The sequence below is a fragment of the Spongiibacter marinus genome (assembly GCF_016906995.1).
Lineage (GTDB): Bacteria > Pseudomonadota > Gammaproteobacteria > Pseudomonadales > Spongiibacteraceae > Spongiibacter > Spongiibacter marinus.
Map to the genome: position 1 here is coordinate 1 of NZ_JAFBBD010000016.1, position 20,138 is coordinate 20,138.

The following is a 20,138-nucleotide window of genomic DNA, read 5'->3' on the forward strand; positions in this document are numbered from 1 at the left end:
TCATCCGGGGGCGCAGTCCGGCGCTGGCGGCCCTGGTGGCACGCTATCTGCTGGTCGAGGCACGCAGTTCGCAAGCCGAGTTCGTGATTCCGACCACCTTGCGCATGCCGACCCAATGGTGGAGCGCTTCGAGAGCTGGGCCAGACGTCGGCTCGCGCAGGGGTTCTCGCTGGCGGAGGCGGCCAGCGCCGCGGGCACAAGCGAGCGCACCTTGGCGCGGCGGCTGCAAAGCGTTTTGGGCAAGACACCACTGTCGTATTTCCAGGACCTGCGCGTGGAGCATGCCGTCCATCTCTTGCGCACCGGAAACGCCAGCGTCGACCAGGTCGCCACACAGGTCGGGTATTCGGATGGGGCGAGCCTGCGGGCCCTGCTGCGCCGCAAGCTGGGCCGGGGTGTCAGGGAGTTGCGACGCGGCGGATGACCAGAGGCGTTTGGCATATGTACGGCTGGAGACCGCCGCGAAACTGACGCAGGCCAAACGGCGCATTTGGACAAACTGACAAAACTACTGCCCGCCACGGCGCGCAAGCTCCAGTTTGACCCTGGACAAAGTTTTGCTGGCAATGCCGTAGTTGAGCAAATCAATGATTGAGCAACGCTGTGCCCTGACGATGCGGCGGCTCACCGTCCCCGCGCTAGCTGACAGAGCAATTCTGCCGACAGCATGGGGGAGCAGCTACTTTTTCAACAGAGTCGGCCAATAGCGGTCATCAGGGCTGGCTTGAGTCGGGGCCGAAGGATTACGCTCTCAGCCCCATAATTGCTGGTCAGACAGTTACCACGATCTTGCCGATCTGCTGATTGGCTTCAAGGAAACGATGGGCATCCTGGATGTCGCTAAGTGCGAATGTCTTTGCGATGATCGGGCGCAACGCGCCGGACTTCAACCCTTGCAGAATAAAAGCCTTCGCTCTCTCCAGGGCTTCAGGGTCGGCCACAATCTCTGCGTAGAGATAACCCTTCAAAGTCAGGCTTTTGCCCAGCACGGTAAACAGTGGAAATGGTGTCGGTTGAGAGCTGAGTGCGCCGTACACCAGCAAAATTCCGCCCCGCGCCATGCTCTGCGTGAGAGGTTCGAAGGACGGCCCGCCTACAGGATCAAATACAACGCGAGCGCCTTGACCGGCAGTTATCGTCATAACACGCTCGACGATATCCTCTTCATCGCTGACGATGACATGCGCAGCGCCTGCATCAAGCAGGGCTTGCTTCTTCGCGTGAGTTCGAGTGATCGCAATCGATGTGGCGCCGACCATTCGAGCTATTTGGAAGGCGGCCAAGCCAACACTGCTTGACGCGGCGGTAACGATGACAAAATCGCCCTGCCGTAGCTTCGCCTGTTCAATCAATGCTCCCCAGGCGGTGACGTACTGCATCCAAGACGCCGCAGCCTCTTCAAAGGACAAGTTCTCAGGGCTCTTTACCACCAGGTGGGCTGGTACATTGGCCAACTCGCCGTAGGTGCCCCAGCGAGCAATATCCAAAGGTGGGATCAGAGCGACCGAGTCACCAATAGTGATCTCGGTTACGTCGCTCCCAACTGCCGTTACGATGCCTGCGGCCTCGTAGCCTAAGCGGCTGGGGAACTCCGCTTCTTGTAGGTATGCGTGATTGCGGAACATCACTTCGGCTCGGTTCAAGCCAATAGCTTTAACACTAATCTGCACCTCGTTTGCTGCTGGTGCCGATACTTCCAGATCTTCCAGCTTCAGAACGCTGGCGTCACCGTATTCATGAATTCTGACAATGCGTGTCATATAGATACCTCGTTTATCAATGGGCCTCGACGTATATCCGGAAACCCTCCAAGCGCCCTGATCTCTCACCACTTTGGTCAGCAAGCTATCCGTTGAGCTTTTCGCAGGTGATTTTAGGACGTGATCAAGCCTGCGCGCCTGCCTTTCAGAAACCCTCTAAAACGATCTTGCCTTTCGCTTTTCCGCTTTCGATCAGGGTATGGGCGCGCTTGAGGTTTTCGGCATTGATCGTCCCGAAACTCTCGGTCGCGGTCGAACGGATCTTCGCGGCGTCGATCAAAGCAGCAACGGCATCGAGGATTTCACCCTGACGCGCGATGTCGTCGGTGGTAAACAGCGAACGCGTGAACATCAGCTCCCAGTGAATCGACACGGCCTTGGCCTTGAATGGCATGATGTCAAACACTTCAGGATCGTCAATCAGGCCAAACCGACCCTGAGGGGCAATGAATTCGACGATCTGCGGCACGTAGGTTTCGGAATAGTTGGTCGAAAATACGAACCCTGGCGCGCCGATGTTCAGGGCTGCAATCTGTTCCGACAAGGGTTTGGAATGGTCCACGACATAATGCGCGCCCAGCTCCTTGACCCATTCCTGCGTTTCGGGGCGCGAGGCCGTTGCAATGATCGTCAAATCGGTCTGCTCGCGCAAAAGCTGTATCGCAATAGAGCCAACGCCGCCCGCGCCGCCTATGATCACGATGGCGTTCGCGGCACCCGGCACGGAATCGGTGACTTTCAGGCGGTCAAAGATCATCTCCTGGGCTGTCAGGGTCGTCAGGGGCAAGGCGGCAGCGGCGGACGTTTCGATGCTTTTCGGCGCGTGGCCGACGATGCGGGCATCAACGAGGTGGTATTCGGCATTGGTGCCGGGGCGGTTGATCGCACCCGCATACCAGACCTTGTCGCCGGTTTTGAACTGGCTGACCTTGTCGCCAATTTCCACAACCTCGCCCACGGCGTCCCAACCGAGGATCACCGGCGTACCACCCTCGGCAGCGCGGCTTTGGCGGATTTTCGTGTCAATCGGGTTAACCGACACGGCCTCGACCTTGACGAGGATGTCATGGCCGGTCGCGGTGGGTTTTTCGACCTCAAGGTCGATCAGGGCGTCGGCGCGGTCAATTGCGCCGTTAACGGTGTAGCCGATAGCTTTCATTTTCGTTCTCCAGAAGTGGCTTGGGATGCACGGCACGCCACTGTTTGTGACGACGGTTTCGATAGATCAAATGTACAAGCCTTCCATTGCCGGATAAATGATCGAAACACGAAATAATAATCCGGAAAATCCGGACATTATTTTTTACGGAGATACCCTGTTCCAGTAACCCGATCGCCTTCAGTTTCTGGAATTTCGTGACAGAGGCCGAGTCATTTAACTGTTTGCCATGGTCGGATAAATGGATAAGATCACAAGAGATAATTCGGAACTTCCTTTTAATGTTGATTGATAACATCCGCCTTTTTCTAACCATCGCCGAGAAAGGCAGTCTTGTCGCTGCCGGCCGTGAGGTGGGCCTTTCCGCAACCACGGTCTCCGAGCGGCTTGCCGCTCTGGAAGCACATTACGGCGTTGTTCTATTCAACCGCACCACACGTTCGCTAAGCCTGACCGAAGAAGGCCGGACGTTGCTGAGTGGTGCAAAAGAGGTACTAGCCGAGATCGATGACCTCGACACTCGAATCCGCCACGGGGCCGAGACACTGTCGGGGCCGATCCGCATCAGTGCACCGATCGGTCTGGGCCGCAGTGTCGTTTCGGATGTGATCTCGACCTTCACAACTGAGCATCCCGCGATCTCAGTCGACTTGCATCTGTCCGACGGATATGTGGACATCGTTGGCCAAGGTTTTGATCTTGCGTTGCGCTTTGGCACGTTGACAGACAGCACCTTAAGGGCCCGAAACCTTGGAAACCATCGCCGGATCGTCTGCGCATCTCCTTCATACATTGCTGCACATGGCGCACCGCAAGAGCCTGCCGATCTGATTCGACATAACTGCTTGGTCATGCGATTCGGAACGATCCCTGACAATGTGTGGCGCTTTGGTACCGAGAAAAGCCCAATGAGTGTGACGGTGCGTGGCAATAAGACAGCGAACGATGGCTCTTTAGTGCGACGATGGGCGCTTGATGGCCTTGGCATTGCCCTCAAGTCAGAACTGGAGGTTGGACCCGACATTGAATCCGGGAGGCTGGTGCCTCTGTTGCAGGAGTACAGCCCGCCGCCGACCCCTCTTCAGATGATGTTTCCTCCGGGGCGATCACAGTCACGGCGCGTGCGCGCTCTGGCGGAAGCATTGAGTGACGCCGTTGCGAAAAAGATAAAGGTGTAATCGGTTTCAAATGGGAAGCGAAAGCGGAACATCAGAAGTGAATCACCGAACGGATGCGTTTGCCTTCGTGCATCAGGTCAAAGGCGTCATTGATCTGTTCAAGCTTCATGTCATGAGTGATAAAGACATCCAGCGGAATCTCTCCGGTCTTGGCCTTTTCCACGTAGCCCGGCAGCTCGGTGCGGCCTTTCACCCCGCCGAACGCAGAGCCTTTCCAGACCCGGCCGGTGACCAGCTGGAACGGACGGGTGCTGATTTCCTCACCGGCACCGGCCACCCCGATAATGATGGATTCCCCCCAGCCCTTGTGACAGCACTCCAGGGCTGAGCGCATCAGCTGGACGTTGCCGACGCACTCGAAGGAATAATCCACCCCGCCGTCGGTCATTTCCACAATGACTTCCTGGATCGGCTTGTCGTAATCCTTGGGGTTGACCACATCGGTGGCGCCCAGGTCCTTGGCGATGTCGAATTTACCCGGGTAGATGTCAACGGCGATGATGCGGCTGGCCTTGGCCATTTTGGCGCCAATAATCGCCGCCAGGCCGATACCGGTGGTGACGCCAAAGCCCAGCAAGCAGACTTTTTCCAGCGGCTTGTTCGGCTAAAACGCCACGGCGGCAAGGGATTTGATCACTGGCAGACTCCTTCAATAAAGTTCAGGGGTAATTCGGCTATTCGGGACAGCATGTCTCAGGTTTTACGAATTTGACTTATTGTAGACGACTGGTCTATTATCGGAAACATGACATCGACCGACACGCGCAATCACATCATCCAGACCGGTGCCGACCTGATCGGCCAGAAAGGGTTTGGCGCGACAGGCATCAACGGCGTACTGACATCGGCCGGTGTGCCGAAAGGGTCGTTCTACCATTATTTCAGAAGCAAGAAGGATTTCGGACTCGCCATCATTGACTCCTTTGCCGAGGAATACGACAAAAAGCTGGATAGAATCCTCAACGATACCAGCCGTTCCGGCCTTGATCGTCTTCGCGCCTACTTCGACACCGGTCAGGAAGCCATGACCAGTTGCGAGTTCACCAGCGGCTGCCTTATTGGCAATCTTGGCCAGGAACTGGCCGGCCAAGATGAAGTTTTCCGCAAACGTCTGGATACCGTATTTAAGGGCTGGGAAAAGCGTTTCGAGCGCTGCATCGAAGAAGCCAGACTGGCTGGAGAAGTGGATGAATCCATCGATCCCGCCGATGTAGCCAGCTTCTTGCTTTCAGGCTGGGAGGGCGCCATTCTGAGAGCCAAGGTCCTGAAGAGCACTGAGCCGATGGAGCGATTTGTTTCCGTCTTTTTCCGGCAATGTCTTGGCGCGGCCTGACATTTCCTTTTTTTTCGTCATTTGACTAGTAGACCGGTCTATTTACAACCATTTCATTCGCAGGAAGGATACTTAATGAACAATCCAAACGATCCACTATTTCAGCCATATTCTCTGGGCGATCTTGCCCTTCCCAACCGGGTTCTGTTGTCGCCCCTGACCCGGGCCCGCGCCACTCAGCCCGGCGATATCCCGAATGAGATGAATGCCCGGTACTACCAGCAGCGCGCCGGTGCAGGCCTGATCTTCAGCGAGGCCACTCAGGTATCGCCCCAGGGCAAGGGCTATGCGTTTACCCCCGGCATTCATTCCCCGGAACAGGTTGTGGGCTGGAAGAAGGTAACAACTGCCGTGCACATGGCCGGTGGGCGCATGCACGCTCAGCTATGGCACGTAGGCCGGATTTCCCACACCGCCCTGCAGCCAGATGGCAATAAGCCAGTGGCTCCGTCTGCCATCCAGCCTGAAGGTGCGAAAACCTTCATCAGTGCCGATTCAGGAATGGTGGATGTGCCGGAACCAAAAGCTCTGGAGGCAGGTGAGATGTCCGACATCGTAGAGCAGTTTCGTCAGGGCGCCATCAACGCCAAGTCCGCAGGGTTCGACGGTGTTGAGGTACACGCCGCCAATGGCTACCTGCTGGACCAGTTCCTCAAAAGCGGCAGCAATCAGCGCACCGACGAATTTGGCGGTGCGGTGGAAAACCGCATGCGCCTGCCGCTGATGGTGGTGGAAGCCGTCATCGACGTCTGGGGCAAAGAAAACGTCGGTGTGCGTATCAGCCCGACCGGCAGCTTCAACGCCATGTATGACGAAGATCCAGTGGAAACTTTCAGTGCTTTTGCCTGCCGCCTCAACGATCTGGGCATTGCCTATCTGGAAGTGGTTGAAGATTCCTTCCAGGGCAACCATGCCAATGGCCGCCCGGAAGAAGTGATCGACGCTATTCAGGCTGGATTCAAGGGTACTTATATTGCCAACGGTGCCTATACCGCAGAGGAGGCGCGCAAGCGCATCAACGCTGGCCGTTGCGACCTGGTCACCTTTGGCCGTCCGTTTATTGCCAATCCGGACCTGCCGGAGCGTTTCCGCCAGCACGCCGAGTTGAACAAGTGGGACGACAGCACATTTTATGGCGGCGATGAGCGGGGCTATACCGATTACCCAACGCTGAAAGAACTCGAAATCAGCGCCTCAAGAAAACTTTTATCACCAAAAGGAAACAAAGCATGAGCAATAACATTTCTGGAAAAGTTGTCGTTATCACCGGTGCCAGCAGCGGCCTGGGTGAGGCTACTGCACGCCACCTTGCTGCGCTTGGCGCTCGCGTAGTGCTGGCTGCACGCCGCAAAGATAAACTCGACGCATTGGTGGCTGAGCTGACCAATGCAGGTGGTCAGGCAATCGCGTATCAGACCGATGTCACCTCTCAGGAAGAGGTCAAAACACTCATTCAAGGTGCCGTGGACACCTACGGTCGCATTGATGTACTGATCAACAATGCCGGACTGATGGCGATTGCACCGCTCAGCGATACTCGCACTGACGAGTGGGATCGCATGATCGATATCAACATCAAGGGTCTGTTGTACGGAGTCGCGGCTGCATTGCCAGTATTCCAGAAACAAAACAGTGGTCACTTCATCAACATCGCATCGGTTGCAGGCCTGAAGGTGTTCAGCCCGGGTGGCACCGTGTACAGTGGCACCAAGTTTGCTGTGCGGGCTATCTCCGAAGGACTGCGTCACGAAGTCGGTGGCAGCATCCGCACCACGACTATCGAGCCGGGCGCCGTGGACTCCGAACTGAAATTCGGCAGCACCCACCAACAGAGCCGCGATTTCGTGTTGGATTTCTACAAGCCTGCAATTCCCGCCGAATCCGTCGCGCGAGCTATCGCCTTCGCAATTGAGCAGCCTGCTGACGTGGATATTAACGAGATCGTTCTGCGCCCAACCGTGCAGGACTTCTAATGAGTTGAGGGCCTGTCTCTTCGGCGTCAGGCTCCGCTTATCTGGAGTGAAAAGCGGTGAGTGCCACATGGCCCGGAAGAAAAGAAGCAAGCGCTCGATGCAGGTGCTGAATGCCCTGCAATTCTTCAGCAGCTTGCGGCTGTTCGTGCAGCTGTCAACGGATTGATGGCAACGGTTCTGGAGAGCTATCTAAGGGAAGAGTTTCCCAGTAGCGAAATCAGGAGCGATTCGCAGAACAAGTCCATTAACGAGACCATCTCCATCGTCCGCTCCTACCTGCGGTAGAGGCGCCAGGGTACCCTCGGTGAGGGAAAATTTAGTTAGCTAGTAAAGGAAGCGACATCATGAAATCACGTGCAGCAGTTGCCTTCGGGCCTGGAAAGCCACTGGAAATCGTCGAGATCGACGTCGAGCCGCCGCGCAAGGGCGAGGTGCTTGTCAGGATCACGAATACCGGCGTTTGCCATACCGACGCCTTCACCCTGTCGGGCGAGGACCCGGAAGGCGTGTTCCCGGCGGTGCTGGGCCATGAGGGCGCCGGCATCGTGGTCGAGGTCGGCGAGGGCGTGACCTCGGTCAAGCCGGGTGACCACGTGATCCCGCTGTACACCGCCGAGTGCGGTGAGTGCCTGTTCTGCAAGAGCGGCAAGACCAACCTGTGCGTGGCGGTGCGCGCCACCCAGGGCAAGGGCGTGATGCCCGATGGCACCACCCGCTTCAGCTACAACGGCCAGCCGATCTACCACTACATGGGCTGCTCGACCTTCAGCGAATACACGGTGGTGGCCGAAGTCTCGCTGGCCAAGATCAACCCGGACGCCAATCCCGAGCATGTCTGCCTGCTGGGTTGCGGTGTGACCACCGGCATCGGCGCTGTTCACAACACGGCCAAGGTTCAGCCGGGTGACTCTGTGGCCATCTTCGGCCTCGGCGGCATCGGGCTTGCTGCGATTCAGGGGGCACGCCAGGCCAAGGCAGGTCGCATCATCGCCATCGACACCAATCCAGCGAAGTTCGAGCTGGCTCGTACCTTCGGCGCGACCGAATGCCTCAACCCGAAGGACTTCGACAAGCCGATTCACGAGGTTCTCATCGAGATGACCGGTTGGGGTGTCGATCACACCTTCGAGTGCATCGGCAACGTCAACGTGATGCGCTCGGCACTGGAAGCAGCACATCGTGGCTGGGGCCAGTCGATCGTCATCGGCGTGGCTGGTGCAGGCAAGGAAATTTCGACGCGCCCGTTCCAGTTGATCACCGGTCGCACCTGGAAGGGCTCGGCTTTCGGCGGGGTCAAGGGCCGCACTCAACTTCCCGGCATGGTGGAGGACGCAATGAAAGGCGAGATCGATCTCGCCCCATTCGTCACCCACACCATGGGCCTCGACGACATCAACAAGGCCTTCGACCTGATGCATGAAGGCAAGTCGATTCGCACGGTGATCCACTACTGACCGCCCACTACCCATTCAACGCCAACCACCAAGGAAATTAATCATGTCCACTCCTGTCATTTCTGGCGATGGCATCTTTTCGCACATCTTTATCGGCGCTGCCGACCTTCAGAAGTCGGTCGCGTTCTACGACGCCGGCCTTGCCGCAGGCGGCACTGACGAGGGCCAACCTGGCGCACGTGGTCACCTGCCGGGTGCCTATGCGGCCTACCTGCGTGATCCGGCGGGCAACAAGGTCTGCTCGTACACCTTCGTCTGAAAGCAAGGAAGCTGAGAGCGTTCTGACAGGGTAAGCACAAGCCTCTATTGTACGGCGAGCCTATTTGACGGACTGTGTAACGCGGTGCCTGCTCATGAAGATCGGCCCGTAGCCATGTGCGAAACACATGGCTGCGGGCATTTGTTTTGAAGCGTGCTTTTCAACCAATGAGAAATGAGGTCGTTATGAAAGAGCCGGCCAATATCAATACGACGACCGTACAACCCACCCCAACCGCCACCGTGTACGGCATGCCGGCTTACGCCGATCGTGCTGCAGCCGTGGGTGAAGTGCATGCGCGCCCGCATCTGTTGCTTGAGGCCCCGCGCGGTATATTGCAGCTCGCTTTCATGACCGAAGGTGACCAGACCAGGGATCAGATGGCGATGAGCGAGTTGTCTCATCTGCATTTGGACAGAAACATAGGCAATCGCTATACCGGACTTATTCAAAGGTTAATTAAACGGTCTTAGTCAGTAGCGTGATTAAGCTCTTGTTAAACGAAAATAGCTCGTCGGGTTAAGCACATATTTCCACCTCACCCATCTCCTCAGCTGATAAGATTCGACACCTTTGTTCAGGGCATAGTTGGCAAAGCCTCTCCACAGAGAGTGCCTCGAATAAGCTCCTACCGGATCTGGGTACGCTCGGACTTTGTTAGTGTGACTGTCCGCTTCTGAGTACCTTTCGCAAATAGGTTTTAGGGTGGGAGTGAACGGATAGGTCAACTGGCTGTATGACTGCTTTGAGCTGGAAAGAGACAGATGCTGTGATGGGCATCCGACGACTATAGGGTACAGGCTGACGGAAGGTACCTGACTTAGGCCTTCTATGAACGGCCGCTATCAGATCAAAGTGGGCATCAGAGCTGGGTCTAAATTGTCCCCAATCCGTGTAAGACGATTGTCCGCTTACCAAAAATGTCCATTTCACCGGTAAAAAATCGGCCTATGGCGGCTTGGTGCCTATTGCCTAGAACTCGTTCGGCGCGAGACAGGGGGTAACCGGCGTTTTCAATGTCAAGCCGTCCAGCGGTACCAAACCGTACTCTGCAGGGAGAGTCAGTTGAACACGGTTGTCACTGACGCAGATACAAAGGTGGATGTGTGTGGGTAGTGACGGGTTGGCGATATCAGGCAGTGACCGCTCAAAATCCTCTACGGTTATCCGCTTCTTTAAAAAGCTGTGCCATAGACCCACTCTCAACCACAAACAGCTCAGGCAGTCGTAAAATGCTACGAGCCGCCTGAACAAACATCCTATTTTTGCCGTGTATATGATCTCGTATGCCGCCGCAGGTAAAGCAAGGTTCGTCCATGTGGTGTCGTAGTTGGGCTCGTAACTGCTCGTGGTGACTTGTCGGCCTAACCAGGGTACAAGGCGTGGTAGCGCCAGCATCGGTGGCTCCTGGTACGCGGTCTGAAATGGTTGGAACGAAATTGCCTCTTTAGCGGTGATCTCCTCTCCACGCGCGCGTTTGTATACAAAATGCCATGCCGTCCACGCGCTTCTGATTACGGATTCCTGGGAAATGGCGCCGGTCCACAATGTCGTGTCTTTAGTGACATCCACGCCATAGCGGTTGAGCAGCCGTGATCGAATACGTTCGGCCACCTGCCGAAACAAGGACGCCTCATCGATTTCTTGGGCGGCGATATAGTCATCGCGATTGAACGAGTACGACATTAAGGGGGGCGTTGCTATCCGTAGCTTGCTGAATACGGCTCTAGATCGGGGGTTGATGTGGGCAATCAATGAAGGATAGTACCGGTCGAACATACCTATACTGTGATCATCTGACCACGCTCGGTAGCGAGACGATTCAGTGGGATTGCCAGTGAGTTCACAGCGAACACCCGGCAATAGCGTGCCGAGGCGACTTGCCAGCGGACGCAGCGCAACGCCGAGATCCTCGTGAATTCCCCGCCGCCGAGCGAGCACCTCTAGCGGTGTCCAGATGCCACAGGTTTCGCAACTGCGCCGGCGACATTCCCCCACCTTGGGCCACGGCGCACCGCAATCCGTGCAAAGTTTTACAATACGGCACCTGTGAGTCGGGCAGTATTTTAACCAGGGAAGCTGATACAACTCGGCGTGATAGAGTCGGCGGGCACAGATTGGGCAGTTTCTGATCGACCGCCCCGGGTCATAGCCCTCGAGACTGACGGGGTTCGGCGCCGAGAACGCGGGCTCATGGCGATGAAGGGAGCACAGGAATTCGGGCCACGTTGTGATCGTGCCGCCATCTTCCTGAGTGATATTCAGTTTGGCTGTGATCGCACGAAGGGAGGTCGCTCCCCCCCACTCAAGCCGATTCGCCCATAGCAAACGCCGTTGCATACCGTAGACGCTTTCGTACTCCTGGCGTAGAAACTGTCCGGTGTTGAGTTTCATTTCATCGCGGTGATATTCGCCAGTGATGGCCGAATGCCCGCCGCTTCCAGACTGTGGATAATGCAACCCTCGACATAGTCGCTATCCTCCATGTCAGTGACGTTGCTGAGATAGTCCATGAGTAGAATATTGGTGGCACGCACAAACTGCGCCATCGGCCATGATGTCTGTCCCAGGGGTTCGCGGTAGTGCTCGTCATACAGCCGCCAATACGGCTCGGCAATCTGATCCAGTGTCCAACCTAATTTGTCTAGGGCGGGGCAATACCATTGCCAGGCTGAAATCCGCCGGTCGTTATCCATGACATGGTTAGCGTAAGCACGCAGACAACTCGCCAACTCGCTCTCGGTCTGTATGCCGTAGAATTCATACACCTGGCTAAAAAAGCGCTCGCGCAGATAGGTGTTTTTTTTCTGAAGTAACTGTTCGGCCAGCGGTTGGAACTGGTCGCTGTTCACCGCGAAGATGATCACGACATTGGTATGTAGCTCGTAGAGGACATTGAAGATTTCAGCAAAACCGGACAGCTGTTGAATCGTCAGAATTTGGGCTTCGTCAACGACCAGTATCACTTGCCGTGTGCGGTTAATGGCGGCCGCGTCAGCCAGCGCCAAGCAAATCATTTCCACCAGGTCATCGGAACGGTGGCTCGTTTTTACCTTAAAACCCAATGATCGCGCGACTTTGTTGAATACGCTGCGGATGGTTGTGGCGTCCCGCTCGCCATAGGTGACACGAAACAAGGGGATCGATTCGCCATCACGGGTGGTGATGGCGTGATCCAGGGCCCGTAGCGCGGTGGATTTACCGCAGCGTGATGAGCCAGCGATGACACCGCCGGTATAGCCACACCACGTCCATTGGATGACACGCTCGTGTAGGCGCTCGACCATGGGCGAGGGAATAAAAAATTCAGCCGCATTTTCAAGGTGGGTTCGCACGGTACTATCTCCGCTGCTTGACCATACTCGGTGACCAGGTCGACACCTTCTTGTGTGAATCCGATGCCTTGCTGCCCGGGTTGGTTGTTTGGCTGCGTCGAGCAGGTTTAGTCTCCACTGAGGCGGCCGCGCTAGGCAGATTCATGTCGCGGCAGAGGCTGACCAGGTCGAGCGCGATACTGGGCTTGTCCCGGTGTGTCAGGCAGTACTGAAAATAGCCGGCCAGCGGATCGTGACGCTCAATCAAGTGGTGACGGAGATGGCGATTAATTTTTTTCCTCAGTGCCAGACTGTGGGCAAACCGTTGCCAGGATTTGGGAGCACGCACCTCGCCAAGGTGGCGACCGTCCTCGGTGATCACATCCAGGTACCGAATATCCCGTGTGTCGTAGATGACTTGTACGGGCTGATTGATCAGCGCCGCCTGGTTAATCGCCTCGCCGCGGTAAAGCACTTTTTCGAAATAAATATGGGGCGCATGTTTGTCGGCTTTGGGCTTCCTTACGCGCACCGCGCGGGATTCGTGGTAGGGCGAGGGCAGGCGATCCAAAGGCGGCGGCCGCAGTGGAACGAGATGGTGGGCCATCTGTCGCCGCATCATATCCAAGGGGGAAACGCCGACCAGGTTGCCGACGGGCCGGATATTGTGTTCGGTCAGCACCACGCCAATGGCTTCTTCGAGGGCCTGAAGTGAGATCAGTGGCGGGCGCTTAGAGTGACGCCGCCGTTCCCGCTTCGGGTCCAGGGGATGGCTACCGGTTGTCGACGCGATGCGGTGCACATCCACGTTCAGGTACTTGAAGGCCTGTTCAATGAGTCCCCGTGCTTTGGGTTGCGCCGGAAGCCCGAAATTAACGGTGGCGCCCAATTCGTCGCACAGCCTGACCACAAGGCGCTCTGCGCGATGCGCCATGGCGTTATCCAGACGGACAATACCAATACTGGGTCGGCAAAAGCTGGCGCCAAGTGCACTGGGAAAGATCGCGCCGGGGGTGTAGTGGAGTCCGGGCGTGTTCAGCGCCTGGGGCTCCCACGGATAAACCAGTTGATTGAGCAGTGCCACCATGTCGCTGGCCGAGGGGTGACGTGTCATCGCCAGCACATAACCGAGGTAGGCCCCGCTGGCCACATCGCGCGCGAGCAGTAAGGTGATCCTCGCTAAGCGGATTGCCTGGATGTTGCCGCCGACATCCACACCGATATGGCTTGCACAATCGACCAGGTGTTCATCGATCTGCACTTCCTGAAAAATCCGTGACGTGGTGTCCCGGCTGCTGATGACGCGCCGTGGCGTGTTGGGCATTGCCATCTCTTGTTCGCGGCGCCGAAAATAGGTCCGCACCGACTCGTAGGCCCAGCTTGAATGGGTAAACGGATAACAGTCGTCAGGCCAGTTGGCCTCGCGCAAATAGGTGATAAACGCCGAGTGAACGGGTTTAGGGGCCAGGTTTTGCCCCTGATGACGGCCGGAAACATGGGCTCGGATCATGCGGTCAAGGTGCGCTTTCAAGCCTGGCACGTGGTTTAACAGTGCCTGGAAGCAGGCCTTTGCGCCGCCTTCTTGCGAGATGCGAGGGAGGGGGCGCCGACGCACCGGCACCTCGCCTTGTTGATGGGGGATCAGCCCCATACTTAGCCGCGGCGGGGTATCGATATCGCCACCCAGGCAACGTGTTAACAGGCGCGACACCCGAGAAGGCGTCAGCCCATAGTCCAACGCCACCGCTTTTTGCGATTCGCCCCCGAGTACCCGCGCCAGGATCCGGCGATTGCGCAAATACGCCTCGCGCCGTCGCCGCGACAATGCGGAGGCATCCACAAAGGGCCACTGGTTGATGTCAGCGAGGTCGGGGTGTGCCAGCAGGCGGTCGCGCCAATGGATCAACATGCTGTCAACACGCTCGAATAGTTCAGTGGCGCACTGACTAAATCCGCCGAGAGCTGGTGGGTCACCAGCAACCGGTACAAGGCCACTTCTTCCACATACTGGGTGGGGCGTCGGGCTGGCGAGAGCAATTCTTCCACGGTGGTGCCCGGAAAACGTCGGCATCGCTCTAACAACGCCGACGTCATGCTTTGAGTATCGAGCCCGGTCTGGTCAGCACAGGCGATTACCTGCAGCAGGGGCAGCCAGTTCAGGGCCTCCTGCTCTCTCGCTAAGACGGTGTTGTTGGCGACCACCGAGAAATGGATAGCATAGTTGGCGAAAAACGCCCGTGCACTGGCCTCGATGACCGGGTCGAGGCCGCGTTGGCCTTTGAGTTCAATAACTTCTTGCTGGCCGGCTCGTACCACATAGACATCGGGGGTATAGGAGGTTCGCGCAATTTTCAGGGTATACGGTTGCGGTACAAAACTGGTCACGTCGGGGTCGACGTCAAGGAGAATGCCGTGGAGATATTCGGGATAGCTATGGAAAACGCCGCGCTCCGGGTATTTCAGGCAGTGGCGCAGATACACATCGGCACGGGTCATGAGTCGCAGCGAGGTGTGCTGCTGGCAGGGAACGAGGCTATCGGTGGTGACGCGGGCCACCGGTTCCAGTGGGCTGGCCGCGCGGCTGGGTCGTCGTATCATGACGCGCCCCCGGGTTATTGCTTTTATCGGTCGAGTGTAGCGCGCCGCGCTCCGATTAAAAATGGCGGGATTTGCACCCTAACCCCCAATTCTGGCACACAGAGTGTGGGCTTAATTTTTCTCGCCTTTTTAGGGTTGCAGGTGGTGAAATCCAGGCGTATAACAGGGACGAAAGTGCACCAGGGATTTGGGTGAAATGGTACGGATTCAGGACAGCAGCAGGGCATTTCCGGCGCCCCGGCCCAAACGGCTCTTCTACCCGAATGCGCCGCGTCTGGATACGTTCCCCATTCAGCACGTCCAGATCGACTGGCAACGCCTGATCGCCAAACGCGAGATGGTCCTCGATACCGTCGACGCGATGCCCGCCTACCTGCTCAAACCCGAAGTCCTCGGCCTGCTCGACGCCGAAAAGCACCCGACCTACCGCCTGATCCTCGACCTGATGTGGACCACCGGCGCGCGCATCTCCGAAGTCCTGGCGCTCACACCCAGCCACTTTATCGACGACGGTTATGATTTCATGGTGGTGCTACGGACCTTGAAACAGCGACCGGGACGGCCGACGAACACTCAACTCGCTCGTAGCCCCAAACGCGCGATCCCCATTGTCGATCCCCTGTTGATCGATCGGATTCAGAGCTACCTGTACGCGGGGCATTTTAGGAAGGACGAGCGAATCTTCACCATGGCCCGTCAGACGGTGAACCGGCATATCCACGATTTAGTGGGAAGAGTAGGGGGCGCGCCGATCAATATTACGTGTCATACCTTTCGGCACAGCTTCGCGATTCACCTGCTGCTACACGGGCGGCCGATGAAGATCGTCAGCCAGCTCCTCGGGCACAAATCGATCGAAAGCACGGAAATCTACACCAATGTGCTCACCGCCGATGGCGGGCATTTTTTGGATGGGGTGGATTTTCATTGACTCAATCAGCGATCATTAGAATGAGGACACGGAAATATTATGATTGATACTAGGCGCCTACAACGTTTTTTCTGATACTTCAATGAACGCAGAATATTGCATATACGAAATATCGAGCAGGCGCTAATTGCGCCCTATGAATATTGCAAAATAATGAGGAAGGGAGCCCATTGAAACGGTTTTTGCACTTATCCGATTTGCATTTTAACTACCCGGACTGTATGGAGCCAGACCAAGACAGAGATGGCCCGATTCGGGATAAAATGATCGAGGATATAGCCCAGCTTATAGAAAACGACGGTATAAAACTGTCAGCCATCCTCGTAACGGGAGACATCGCTTACAAGGGTCACAAGGACGAATTCACATTTGCCGGTCAATGGCTGGGCGAGTTGTGCGAAAAGTTCGACTGTACCGCTTCCCAAGTCTATGTGGTTCCAGGCAATCATGACGTAGACCGGTCGATCGCTGACAACTTTATGACTATGGGGCTGCGAACAGGGATTTTATCGAAGAGTGGTGAGCGATGTGAGCGAGAGCTTCAACAAATCTTACGCGATGACGAAGCTAGCAGCGTTCTATACAGGCCCATGGATGCTTACAATGAATTTGCGGCCACTTACGGGTGTCACGTTAAAGGCATTAAGGCCAAATGGATGGAGTCAATTGAAATTGATCAAGGTGTAAATGTTGTTATCCACGGCTTGACCACAACGCTATTGTGTAGCAAAGATGACGCCAAGCAAAACATCCTTTTAGGTGAATTTCAGACCGTCGCGAGAGCTAAAACGCCTCATAACATTCATTTGGCCATGATGCACCATCCACCCAGCTGGCTAAGAAACGCGGATGCAATGAAAGCCAAGCTCGATGACGCCATGGATATTCAGCTCACTGGTCACGAGCACACCAGCCGATGGGACGATGGCAATGGTGTCGTACGCATCAGCGCGGAAGCGTTACATCCAGACCGGATGGAATCGGGATATGAGCCTGGATACAACCTGATTGACCTAAAGCTGGTCAATCAGAGCCAAGATAAGGCCGAGCTTGAGGTGTCAACGCAAATTCGAGTGCTACAGGAAAACCCCATAGTATTTCGCCCCAAAATAAACAAGGGCGGCACAGAGCGATTTGTAATTAGATTCCCCGTCCAACTACCTGCCGTTTCGGCTGCACTTTCCGACGATACGCCGTCAACAGTCTTAAAGGCTCAGTTGCAAGAAGACAATTCTGCTCAAGAAGACGCCTATCGACTAAGACCTGACGGGGTCGATGTCATCCATCGGTTTTGGCGATTGCCTGCGAGCGAAGCATTCCGAATCATCGGGGAATTGAATCTGCTCAAAGAGGATGAATACCGCCTGCCCCAAGTTGACCGATACACCCGCGTGATCGAAAATGCCAAAGAACAGCAACTCGTTGACGCGCTCATTCAGCGCATAATGGAAGCCGGATACTAATAATGAGTAACGAAGACACCGAAGAGCGCGATTGGCCACCTGTACACCCGATGTTTGCGGATTGGCTCCGAGCAGTCTCGCTTGGGATACCAGGAGCATCAATCGAAAATCGATGGCACGGGATAGTCGATATCTGCGATGACTACATCGATGAGAGAAAGAATCAAAGGTTCCTTGTTGAATTGGCCTTATCGGGCCCCGGCGACAACATTGACCATAATCACTGGTTCAGAGACGTCTTTAAACGTCATGATCCTGTATTTCATATGGCAACCGGCTCGAATGACGCAGAGCTTCAAGCGCTAGCGGGTGCTGCTATTGCCGCGGCACTAGACAGCGATGAAATCTCAGCGACCACACAGCTAGCCCTCTCGTCGGGCTTGGTTTCCGCAGCCATGAATGGGCTCAGGCACTTCCCAGAAGGCCCAAACCTGTTGGCTTCAGCAAACCAGATAATACAGAAGTACGGAATAAAGCTTCGGGAACGCTGTGAACCGAGTCTGAATAATACAAACATTAAGATCGATGAAACGCGGCTAGCAAAAATTGAGGCCATTGTCGCCAATCAGCCGCAGTCTATAAAGGATGCGACACAAGCCGTTTTCGACGAAATAAAAGCCCAGAGAGCACGAGTCCAGACTTATCTCTCGTCCTATATCAATCAATGCAATGCACAGTCTCGCATTCGCGATGAGGAACTTGAGATCCTATGGTGGATGTTTGGCGAGAAATCAGATATTGATGGAAAGTATTTATCTGATGTTCCCGAGCCAAGATTGCCCATAATTTTAGCCGTCGAATTGGCAAAGCGGACATCCATTCACGCCGAGTTGCCTACCGTGCGTGGACTTCTGAAAAAATTGGGGTTGTCCGCAGCGGAGGAAACTGGTCTCAAGGAGGCTGTGGAGGCTTCTCAAGGAGCGATCGACGATATAGTCGCCAGCGAGCACATATGTCCCCTGACAATGCCCTTGTGCCTTGCACTTTCGTTTGCCGCCACTACTGTGGACTGGGTTACTCAATGGGAAGAGAGCACCGGCTTTAATGCGACAATTACACTTTCTGAAATAGATCTAAGCGTCCAGGTGTATCGAGAACTCGTTCAACACCGACACTGGAACTGATCTATGGATGCCCAATGTAGCAATCCGCAGTGCCATTACAGCGAATCTGGGAAGTGCATAGAAGGCTACGAAGATGTTTCGCACTGCGAAAGCTTTAATGCCGAATTTGACCCTGCCGACAATATAGAGGAGACAGCACTTTCGGAACTAGCCAAAGAACCGACCTCCTCAAGAGAGTTGCTTGGTAAAGAGAAACTGAGTCCAGAGTGGGTAGATACATTGCTGAAACAACGCAAGGGTGTTGTTGTTGCCTGCATAGGCCCCGCCGCGATCGGCAAAACTACACTAATGGCCTGCATTTTTGAACAACTCTCGTTAAGTGCTATTGAGCAATGGAACTTTGCCGGATCAAAGACCTTAGCCCCTTTTGAGAGGCTAAGACATTCTGCGCGAATCACGTCCAAAAGAACTACGCCGTCGACAGACAGAACGTTAACTTCTGAAGGTTTAGGTTTTTTCCACCTTGCATTTCATCATCAGCAACAAGGTAAGCGGAAAGACCTCTATTTTGCTGACCGGCCTGGTGAGGACTTTACGTTTGCCGCTAACAATAGTGAAGCCGCTCAAGGTCTCATCGAAGTTAAGCGTGCAGATATTGTTCTCTTGCTAATCAATGGCGAATTACTGTCCAACCCACAATTACGTCATGCAGAAAAGCAACGTGTTCGCACACTAACGTCAGTACTAAAACAAGACGGCATCCTATTTCCCTCCCAGAATATCTTTCTGATTTGTACGAAGTATGATCAGGTTGTCAAGTCCCAGACTGAAACATCCTGCATGTCAGATATTGCTGACATCGCGGAACATGTTACTCGGGTCCTCGAGCCGAATCGGCCGGTTAATCAGCAGTGCGTTGCCGCGTGCCCAGAGTCACTTGACTATTCGCAGGCAGGCGAGGGCGTTTCCGCAATCGTCAAAACAATTTTGGAAATAGATGACGTGCTGGTATGCGGTCATGAGAATGGAAATCGTAGCTACCCAAGTCATCGAACCTTTACGAATGCAGAACTTTGGTCATGACTCAAACAGATACAAAATCACTTCTAATTTGTGGATTACCTGAGTCAGGAAAAACTACTTTCCTTGCCGCACTAAGCTATTTATTAACGTCTCAGGAAATTGACGTCGCGTTGCCCCATGCTGGATTTGCAAATGAACGTGCTTACATGAATGATCTGGCGAGTAAATGGTGTAGTTTTGAGGAATTCCAACGAACCAATATTAGTGACGAACAAGATATAGAGCTTCACCTGAACAAAGAAGGACAAAAAGTCGCGTTGTACGTCCCCGATCTATCTGGTGAGTCCTGGGATATGGTGTGGGAAAGTCATCGTTTCTCCATGAAATTGGAGTCGCTTTGTCGCGGCACGGAAAGTATCGTAATCTTTGTGAACTCTGCAACCGTCCGTCAACCGCTCCTCATTGTTCAAAGCGATAAAATGGCAAGGTTGCTATCCACCGATGTGGCGGCTCAGGAGGAGCCCGCTCATATATCGAGGTCCGGCCCAGATTCATGTAAAAAGTTCCACGAAAGTAAGTTAACTGTTTGATTTTGCAAGAAACAGAAAATCTCAAAAACTTGGTAAAAG

At 55.0% G+C, this 20,138-nt stretch carries 20 protein-coding genes and 2 pseudogenes; 15 read left to right on the top strand and 7 right to left on the bottom strand.

Annotation, left to right across the window (positions count from 1 at the left end):
• Positions 1-115 precede the first annotated feature (115 nt).
• Both HNR64_RS17590 and HNR64_RS17595 read left to right on the top strand, forming a co-directional pair.
• Positions 116-211: pseudogene (locus tag HNR64_RS17590) on the top strand (hypothetical protein); the annotation flags it as partial.
• Between the two features lie 24 nt (positions 212-235).
• Positions 236-424 carry a helix-turn-helix domain-containing protein gene (locus HNR64_RS17595; RefSeq protein WP_420853756.1) on the top strand — a complete coding sequence of 63 codons (189 nt, stop codon included), beginning with the start codon at positions 236-238 and terminating at the stop codon, positions 422-424.
• 346 nt (positions 425-770) lie between these two features.
• Here the strand turns inward: HNR64_RS17595 and HNR64_RS16550 are convergent, their stop codons facing one another.
• Both HNR64_RS16550 and HNR64_RS16555 read right to left on the bottom strand, forming a co-directional pair.
• Positions 771-1,760: a zinc-dependent alcohol dehydrogenase family protein gene (locus HNR64_RS16550; protein WP_204997510.1), complete on the bottom strand. Its 990-nt coding sequence runs from the start codon at positions 1,758-1,760 to the stop codon at positions 771-773.
• A 145-nt stretch (positions 1,761-1,905) separates the two neighbouring features.
• On the bottom strand, positions 1,906-2,919 hold the full coding sequence (locus tag HNR64_RS16555) for a zinc-binding alcohol dehydrogenase family protein (RefSeq protein WP_204997511.1): 1,014 nt from the start codon (positions 2,917-2,919) through the stop codon (positions 1,906-1,908).
• A gap of 281 nt (positions 2,920-3,200) precedes the next feature.
• Here HNR64_RS16555 and HNR64_RS16560 point away from each other — a divergent pair, with 281 nt between their 5' ends.
• The gene (locus HNR64_RS16560; protein ID WP_204997512.1) at positions 3,201-4,097 is read left to right on the top strand and encodes a LysR family transcriptional regulator; all 897 of its coding nucleotides are present in this window, start codon (positions 3,201-3,203) and stop codon (positions 4,095-4,097) included.
• A 31-nt stretch (positions 4,098-4,128) separates the two neighbouring features.
• Here HNR64_RS16560 and HNR64_RS16565 read toward each other — a convergent pair.
• A pseudogene (locus HNR64_RS16565) lies at positions 4,129-4,692 on the bottom strand (zinc-binding dehydrogenase); the annotation flags it as partial.
• A 150-nt stretch (positions 4,693-4,842) separates the two neighbouring features.
• Between HNR64_RS16565 and HNR64_RS16570 the strand changes: the two are divergent.
• The 7 genes from HNR64_RS16570 to HNR64_RS16600 all read left to right on the top strand — a co-directional run bounded on the left by HNR64_RS16570 (position 4,843) and on the right by HNR64_RS16600 (position 9,589).
• Positions 4,843-5,430, top strand: coding sequence for a TetR/AcrR family transcriptional regulator (locus tag HNR64_RS16570; protein WP_204997513.1), 588 nt, complete (start codon positions 4,843-4,845; stop codon positions 5,428-5,430).
• A 75-nt stretch (positions 5,431-5,505) separates the two neighbouring features.
• Positions 5,506-6,663, top strand: a complete 1,158-nt coding sequence (locus HNR64_RS16575) for an alkene reductase (RefSeq protein WP_204997514.1) — start codon at positions 5,506-5,508, stop codon at positions 6,661-6,663.
• Positions 6,660-7,403, top strand: coding sequence for an SDR family oxidoreductase (locus HNR64_RS16580; RefSeq protein ID WP_204997515.1), 744 nt, complete (start codon positions 6,660-6,662; stop codon positions 7,401-7,403). The genes HNR64_RS16575 and HNR64_RS16580 overlap by 4 nt, the downstream gene beginning before the upstream one ends.
• Positions 7,404-7,463: 60 nt before the next feature.
• Positions 7,464-7,688 (top strand): metal-sensing transcriptional repressor, encoded by a 225-nt coding sequence (locus tag HNR64_RS17275; protein WP_204997516.1) that lies wholly within the window; start codon positions 7,464-7,466, stop codon positions 7,686-7,688.
• A 59-nt stretch (positions 7,689-7,747) separates the two neighbouring features.
• Positions 7,748-8,857 (top strand): S-(hydroxymethyl)glutathione dehydrogenase/class III alcohol dehydrogenase, encoded by a 1,110-nt coding sequence (locus tag HNR64_RS16590; protein ID WP_003291553.1) that lies wholly within the window; start codon positions 7,748-7,750, stop codon positions 8,855-8,857.
• A 43-nt stretch (positions 8,858-8,900) separates the two neighbouring features.
• Positions 8,901-9,116, top strand: coding sequence for a VOC family protein (locus tag HNR64_RS16595; RefSeq protein ID WP_204997517.1), 216 nt, complete (start codon positions 8,901-8,903; stop codon positions 9,114-9,116).
• Between the two features lie 185 nt (positions 9,117-9,301).
• Entirely contained in the window at positions 9,302-9,589 is a 288-nt protein-coding gene (locus tag HNR64_RS16600) for a DUF3422 family protein (RefSeq protein WP_239547946.1), read from the top strand.
• Positions 9,590-10,088: 499 nt separating this feature from the next.
• On the opposite strand, the gene HNR64_RS16605 is transcribed toward HNR64_RS16600, so the two are convergent.
• Genes HNR64_RS16605 through HNR64_RS16620 form a run of 4 tightly spaced genes read right to left on the bottom strand, consistent with a single transcriptional unit; the run spans position 10,089 to position 15,028 of the window.
• On the bottom strand, positions 10,089-11,510 hold the full coding sequence (locus HNR64_RS16605) for a TniQ family protein (protein WP_204997518.1): 1,422 nt from the start codon (positions 11,508-11,510) through the stop codon (positions 10,089-10,091).
• Entirely contained in the window at positions 11,507-12,451 is a 945-nt protein-coding gene (locus HNR64_RS16610; protein WP_204997519.1) for an AAA family ATPase, read from the bottom strand. The genes HNR64_RS16605 and HNR64_RS16610 overlap by 4 nt, the downstream gene beginning before the upstream one ends.
• Positions 12,452-12,455: 4 nt before the next feature.
• Complete coding sequence (locus HNR64_RS16615) at positions 12,456-14,339, bottom strand: hypothetical protein (RefSeq protein ID WP_204997520.1); 1,884 nt, start codon at positions 14,337-14,339, stop codon at positions 12,456-12,458.
• Positions 14,333-15,028 carry a hypothetical protein gene (locus HNR64_RS16620; protein ID WP_204997521.1) on the bottom strand — a complete coding sequence of 232 codons (696 nt, stop codon included), beginning with the start codon at positions 15,026-15,028 and terminating at the stop codon, positions 14,333-14,335. Before HNR64_RS16620 ends, HNR64_RS16615 begins: the two co-directional genes overlap by 7 nt.
• A gap of 196 nt (positions 15,029-15,224) precedes the next feature.
• Here HNR64_RS16620 and HNR64_RS16625 point away from each other — a divergent pair, with 196 nt between their 5' ends.
• The 5 genes from HNR64_RS16625 to HNR64_RS16645 all read left to right on the top strand — a co-directional run bounded on the left by HNR64_RS16625 (position 15,225) and on the right by HNR64_RS16645 (position 20,099).
• A complete protein-coding gene (locus HNR64_RS16625; protein WP_204997522.1) occupies positions 15,225-15,959 on the top strand; it encodes a tyrosine-type recombinase/integrase in 735 nt (244 codons plus the stop codon).
• Between the two features lie 170 nt (positions 15,960-16,129).
• Complete coding sequence (locus HNR64_RS16630) at positions 16,130-17,422, top strand: metallophosphoesterase (RefSeq protein WP_204997523.1); 1,293 nt, start codon at positions 16,130-16,132, stop codon at positions 17,420-17,422.
• A 2-nt stretch (positions 17,423-17,424) separates the two neighbouring features.
• The gene (locus HNR64_RS16635) at positions 17,425-18,546 is read left to right on the top strand and encodes a GTPase-associated system all-helical protein GASH (protein ID WP_204997524.1); all 1,122 of its coding nucleotides are present in this window, start codon (positions 17,425-17,427) and stop codon (positions 18,544-18,546) included.
• A 3-nt stretch (positions 18,547-18,549) separates the two neighbouring features.
• Positions 18,550-19,569, top strand: a complete 1,020-nt coding sequence (locus tag HNR64_RS16640) for a TRAFAC clade GTPase domain-containing protein (RefSeq protein ID WP_204997525.1) — start codon at positions 18,550-18,552, stop codon at positions 19,567-19,569.
• On the top strand, positions 19,566-20,099 hold the full coding sequence (locus HNR64_RS16645) for a TRAFAC clade GTPase domain-containing protein (RefSeq protein ID WP_204997526.1): 534 nt from the start codon (positions 19,566-19,568) through the stop codon (positions 20,097-20,099). Before HNR64_RS16640 ends, HNR64_RS16645 begins: the two co-directional genes overlap by 4 nt.
• The last annotated feature ends 39 nt before the right edge of the window (positions 20,100-20,138 follow it).

What these genes read in the sequence shown, in the direction of transcription:
- HNR64_RS16595 (WP_204997517.1), top strand. Translation starts at nt 8,901, where the DNA reads ATGTCCACTCCTGTCATTTCTGGCGATGGCATCTTTTCGCACATCTTT.
- HNR64_RS16575 (WP_204997514.1), top strand. Translation starts at nt 5,506, where the DNA reads ATGAACAATCCAAACGATCCACTATTTCAGCCATATTCTCTGGGCGAT.
- HNR64_RS16615 (WP_204997520.1), bottom strand. Translation starts at nt 14,339, where the DNA reads ATGTTGATCCATTGGCGCGACCGCCTGCTGGCACACCCCGACCTCGCT.
- HNR64_RS16635 (WP_204997524.1), top strand. Translation starts at nt 17,425, where the DNA reads ATGAGTAACGAAGACACCGAAGAGCGCGATTGGCCACCTGTACACCCG.
- HNR64_RS16605 (WP_204997518.1), bottom strand. Translation starts at nt 11,510, where the DNA reads ATGAAACTCAACACCGGACAGTTTCTACGCCAGGAGTACGAAAGCGTC.
- HNR64_RS16555 (WP_204997511.1), bottom strand. Translation starts at nt 2,919, where the DNA reads ATGAAAGCTATCGGCTACACCGTTAACGGCGCAATTGACCGCGCCGAC.
- HNR64_RS16640 (WP_204997525.1), top strand. Translation starts at nt 18,550, where the DNA reads ATGGATGCCCAATGTAGCAATCCGCAGTGCCATTACAGCGAATCTGGG.
- HNR64_RS16625 (WP_204997522.1), top strand. Translation starts at nt 15,225, where the DNA reads ATGGTACGGATTCAGGACAGCAGCAGGGCATTTCCGGCGCCCCGGCCC.
- HNR64_RS16550 (WP_204997510.1), bottom strand. Translation starts at nt 1,760, where the DNA reads ATGACACGCATTGTCAGAATTCATGAATACGGTGACGCCAGCGTTCTG.
- HNR64_RS16600 (WP_239547946.1), top strand. Translation starts at nt 9,302, where the DNA reads ATGAAAGAGCCGGCCAATATCAATACGACGACCGTACAACCCACCCCA.
- HNR64_RS16620 (WP_204997521.1), bottom strand. Translation starts at nt 15,028, where the DNA reads ATGATACGACGACCCAGCCGCGCGGCCAGCCCACTGGAACCGGTGGCC.
- HNR64_RS16570 (WP_204997513.1), top strand. Translation starts at nt 4,843, where the DNA reads ATGACATCGACCGACACGCGCAATCACATCATCCAGACCGGTGCCGAC.
- HNR64_RS16580 (WP_204997515.1), top strand. Translation starts at nt 6,660, where the DNA reads ATGAGCAATAACATTTCTGGAAAAGTTGTCGTTATCACCGGTGCCAGC.
- HNR64_RS16645 (WP_204997526.1), top strand. Translation starts at nt 19,566, where the DNA reads ATGACTCAAACAGATACAAAATCACTTCTAATTTGTGGATTACCTGAG.
- HNR64_RS16590 (WP_003291553.1), top strand. Translation starts at nt 7,748, where the DNA reads ATGAAATCACGTGCAGCAGTTGCCTTCGGGCCTGGAAAGCCACTGGAA.
- HNR64_RS16560 (WP_204997512.1), top strand. Translation starts at nt 3,201, where the DNA reads ATGTTGATTGATAACATCCGCCTTTTTCTAACCATCGCCGAGAAAGGC.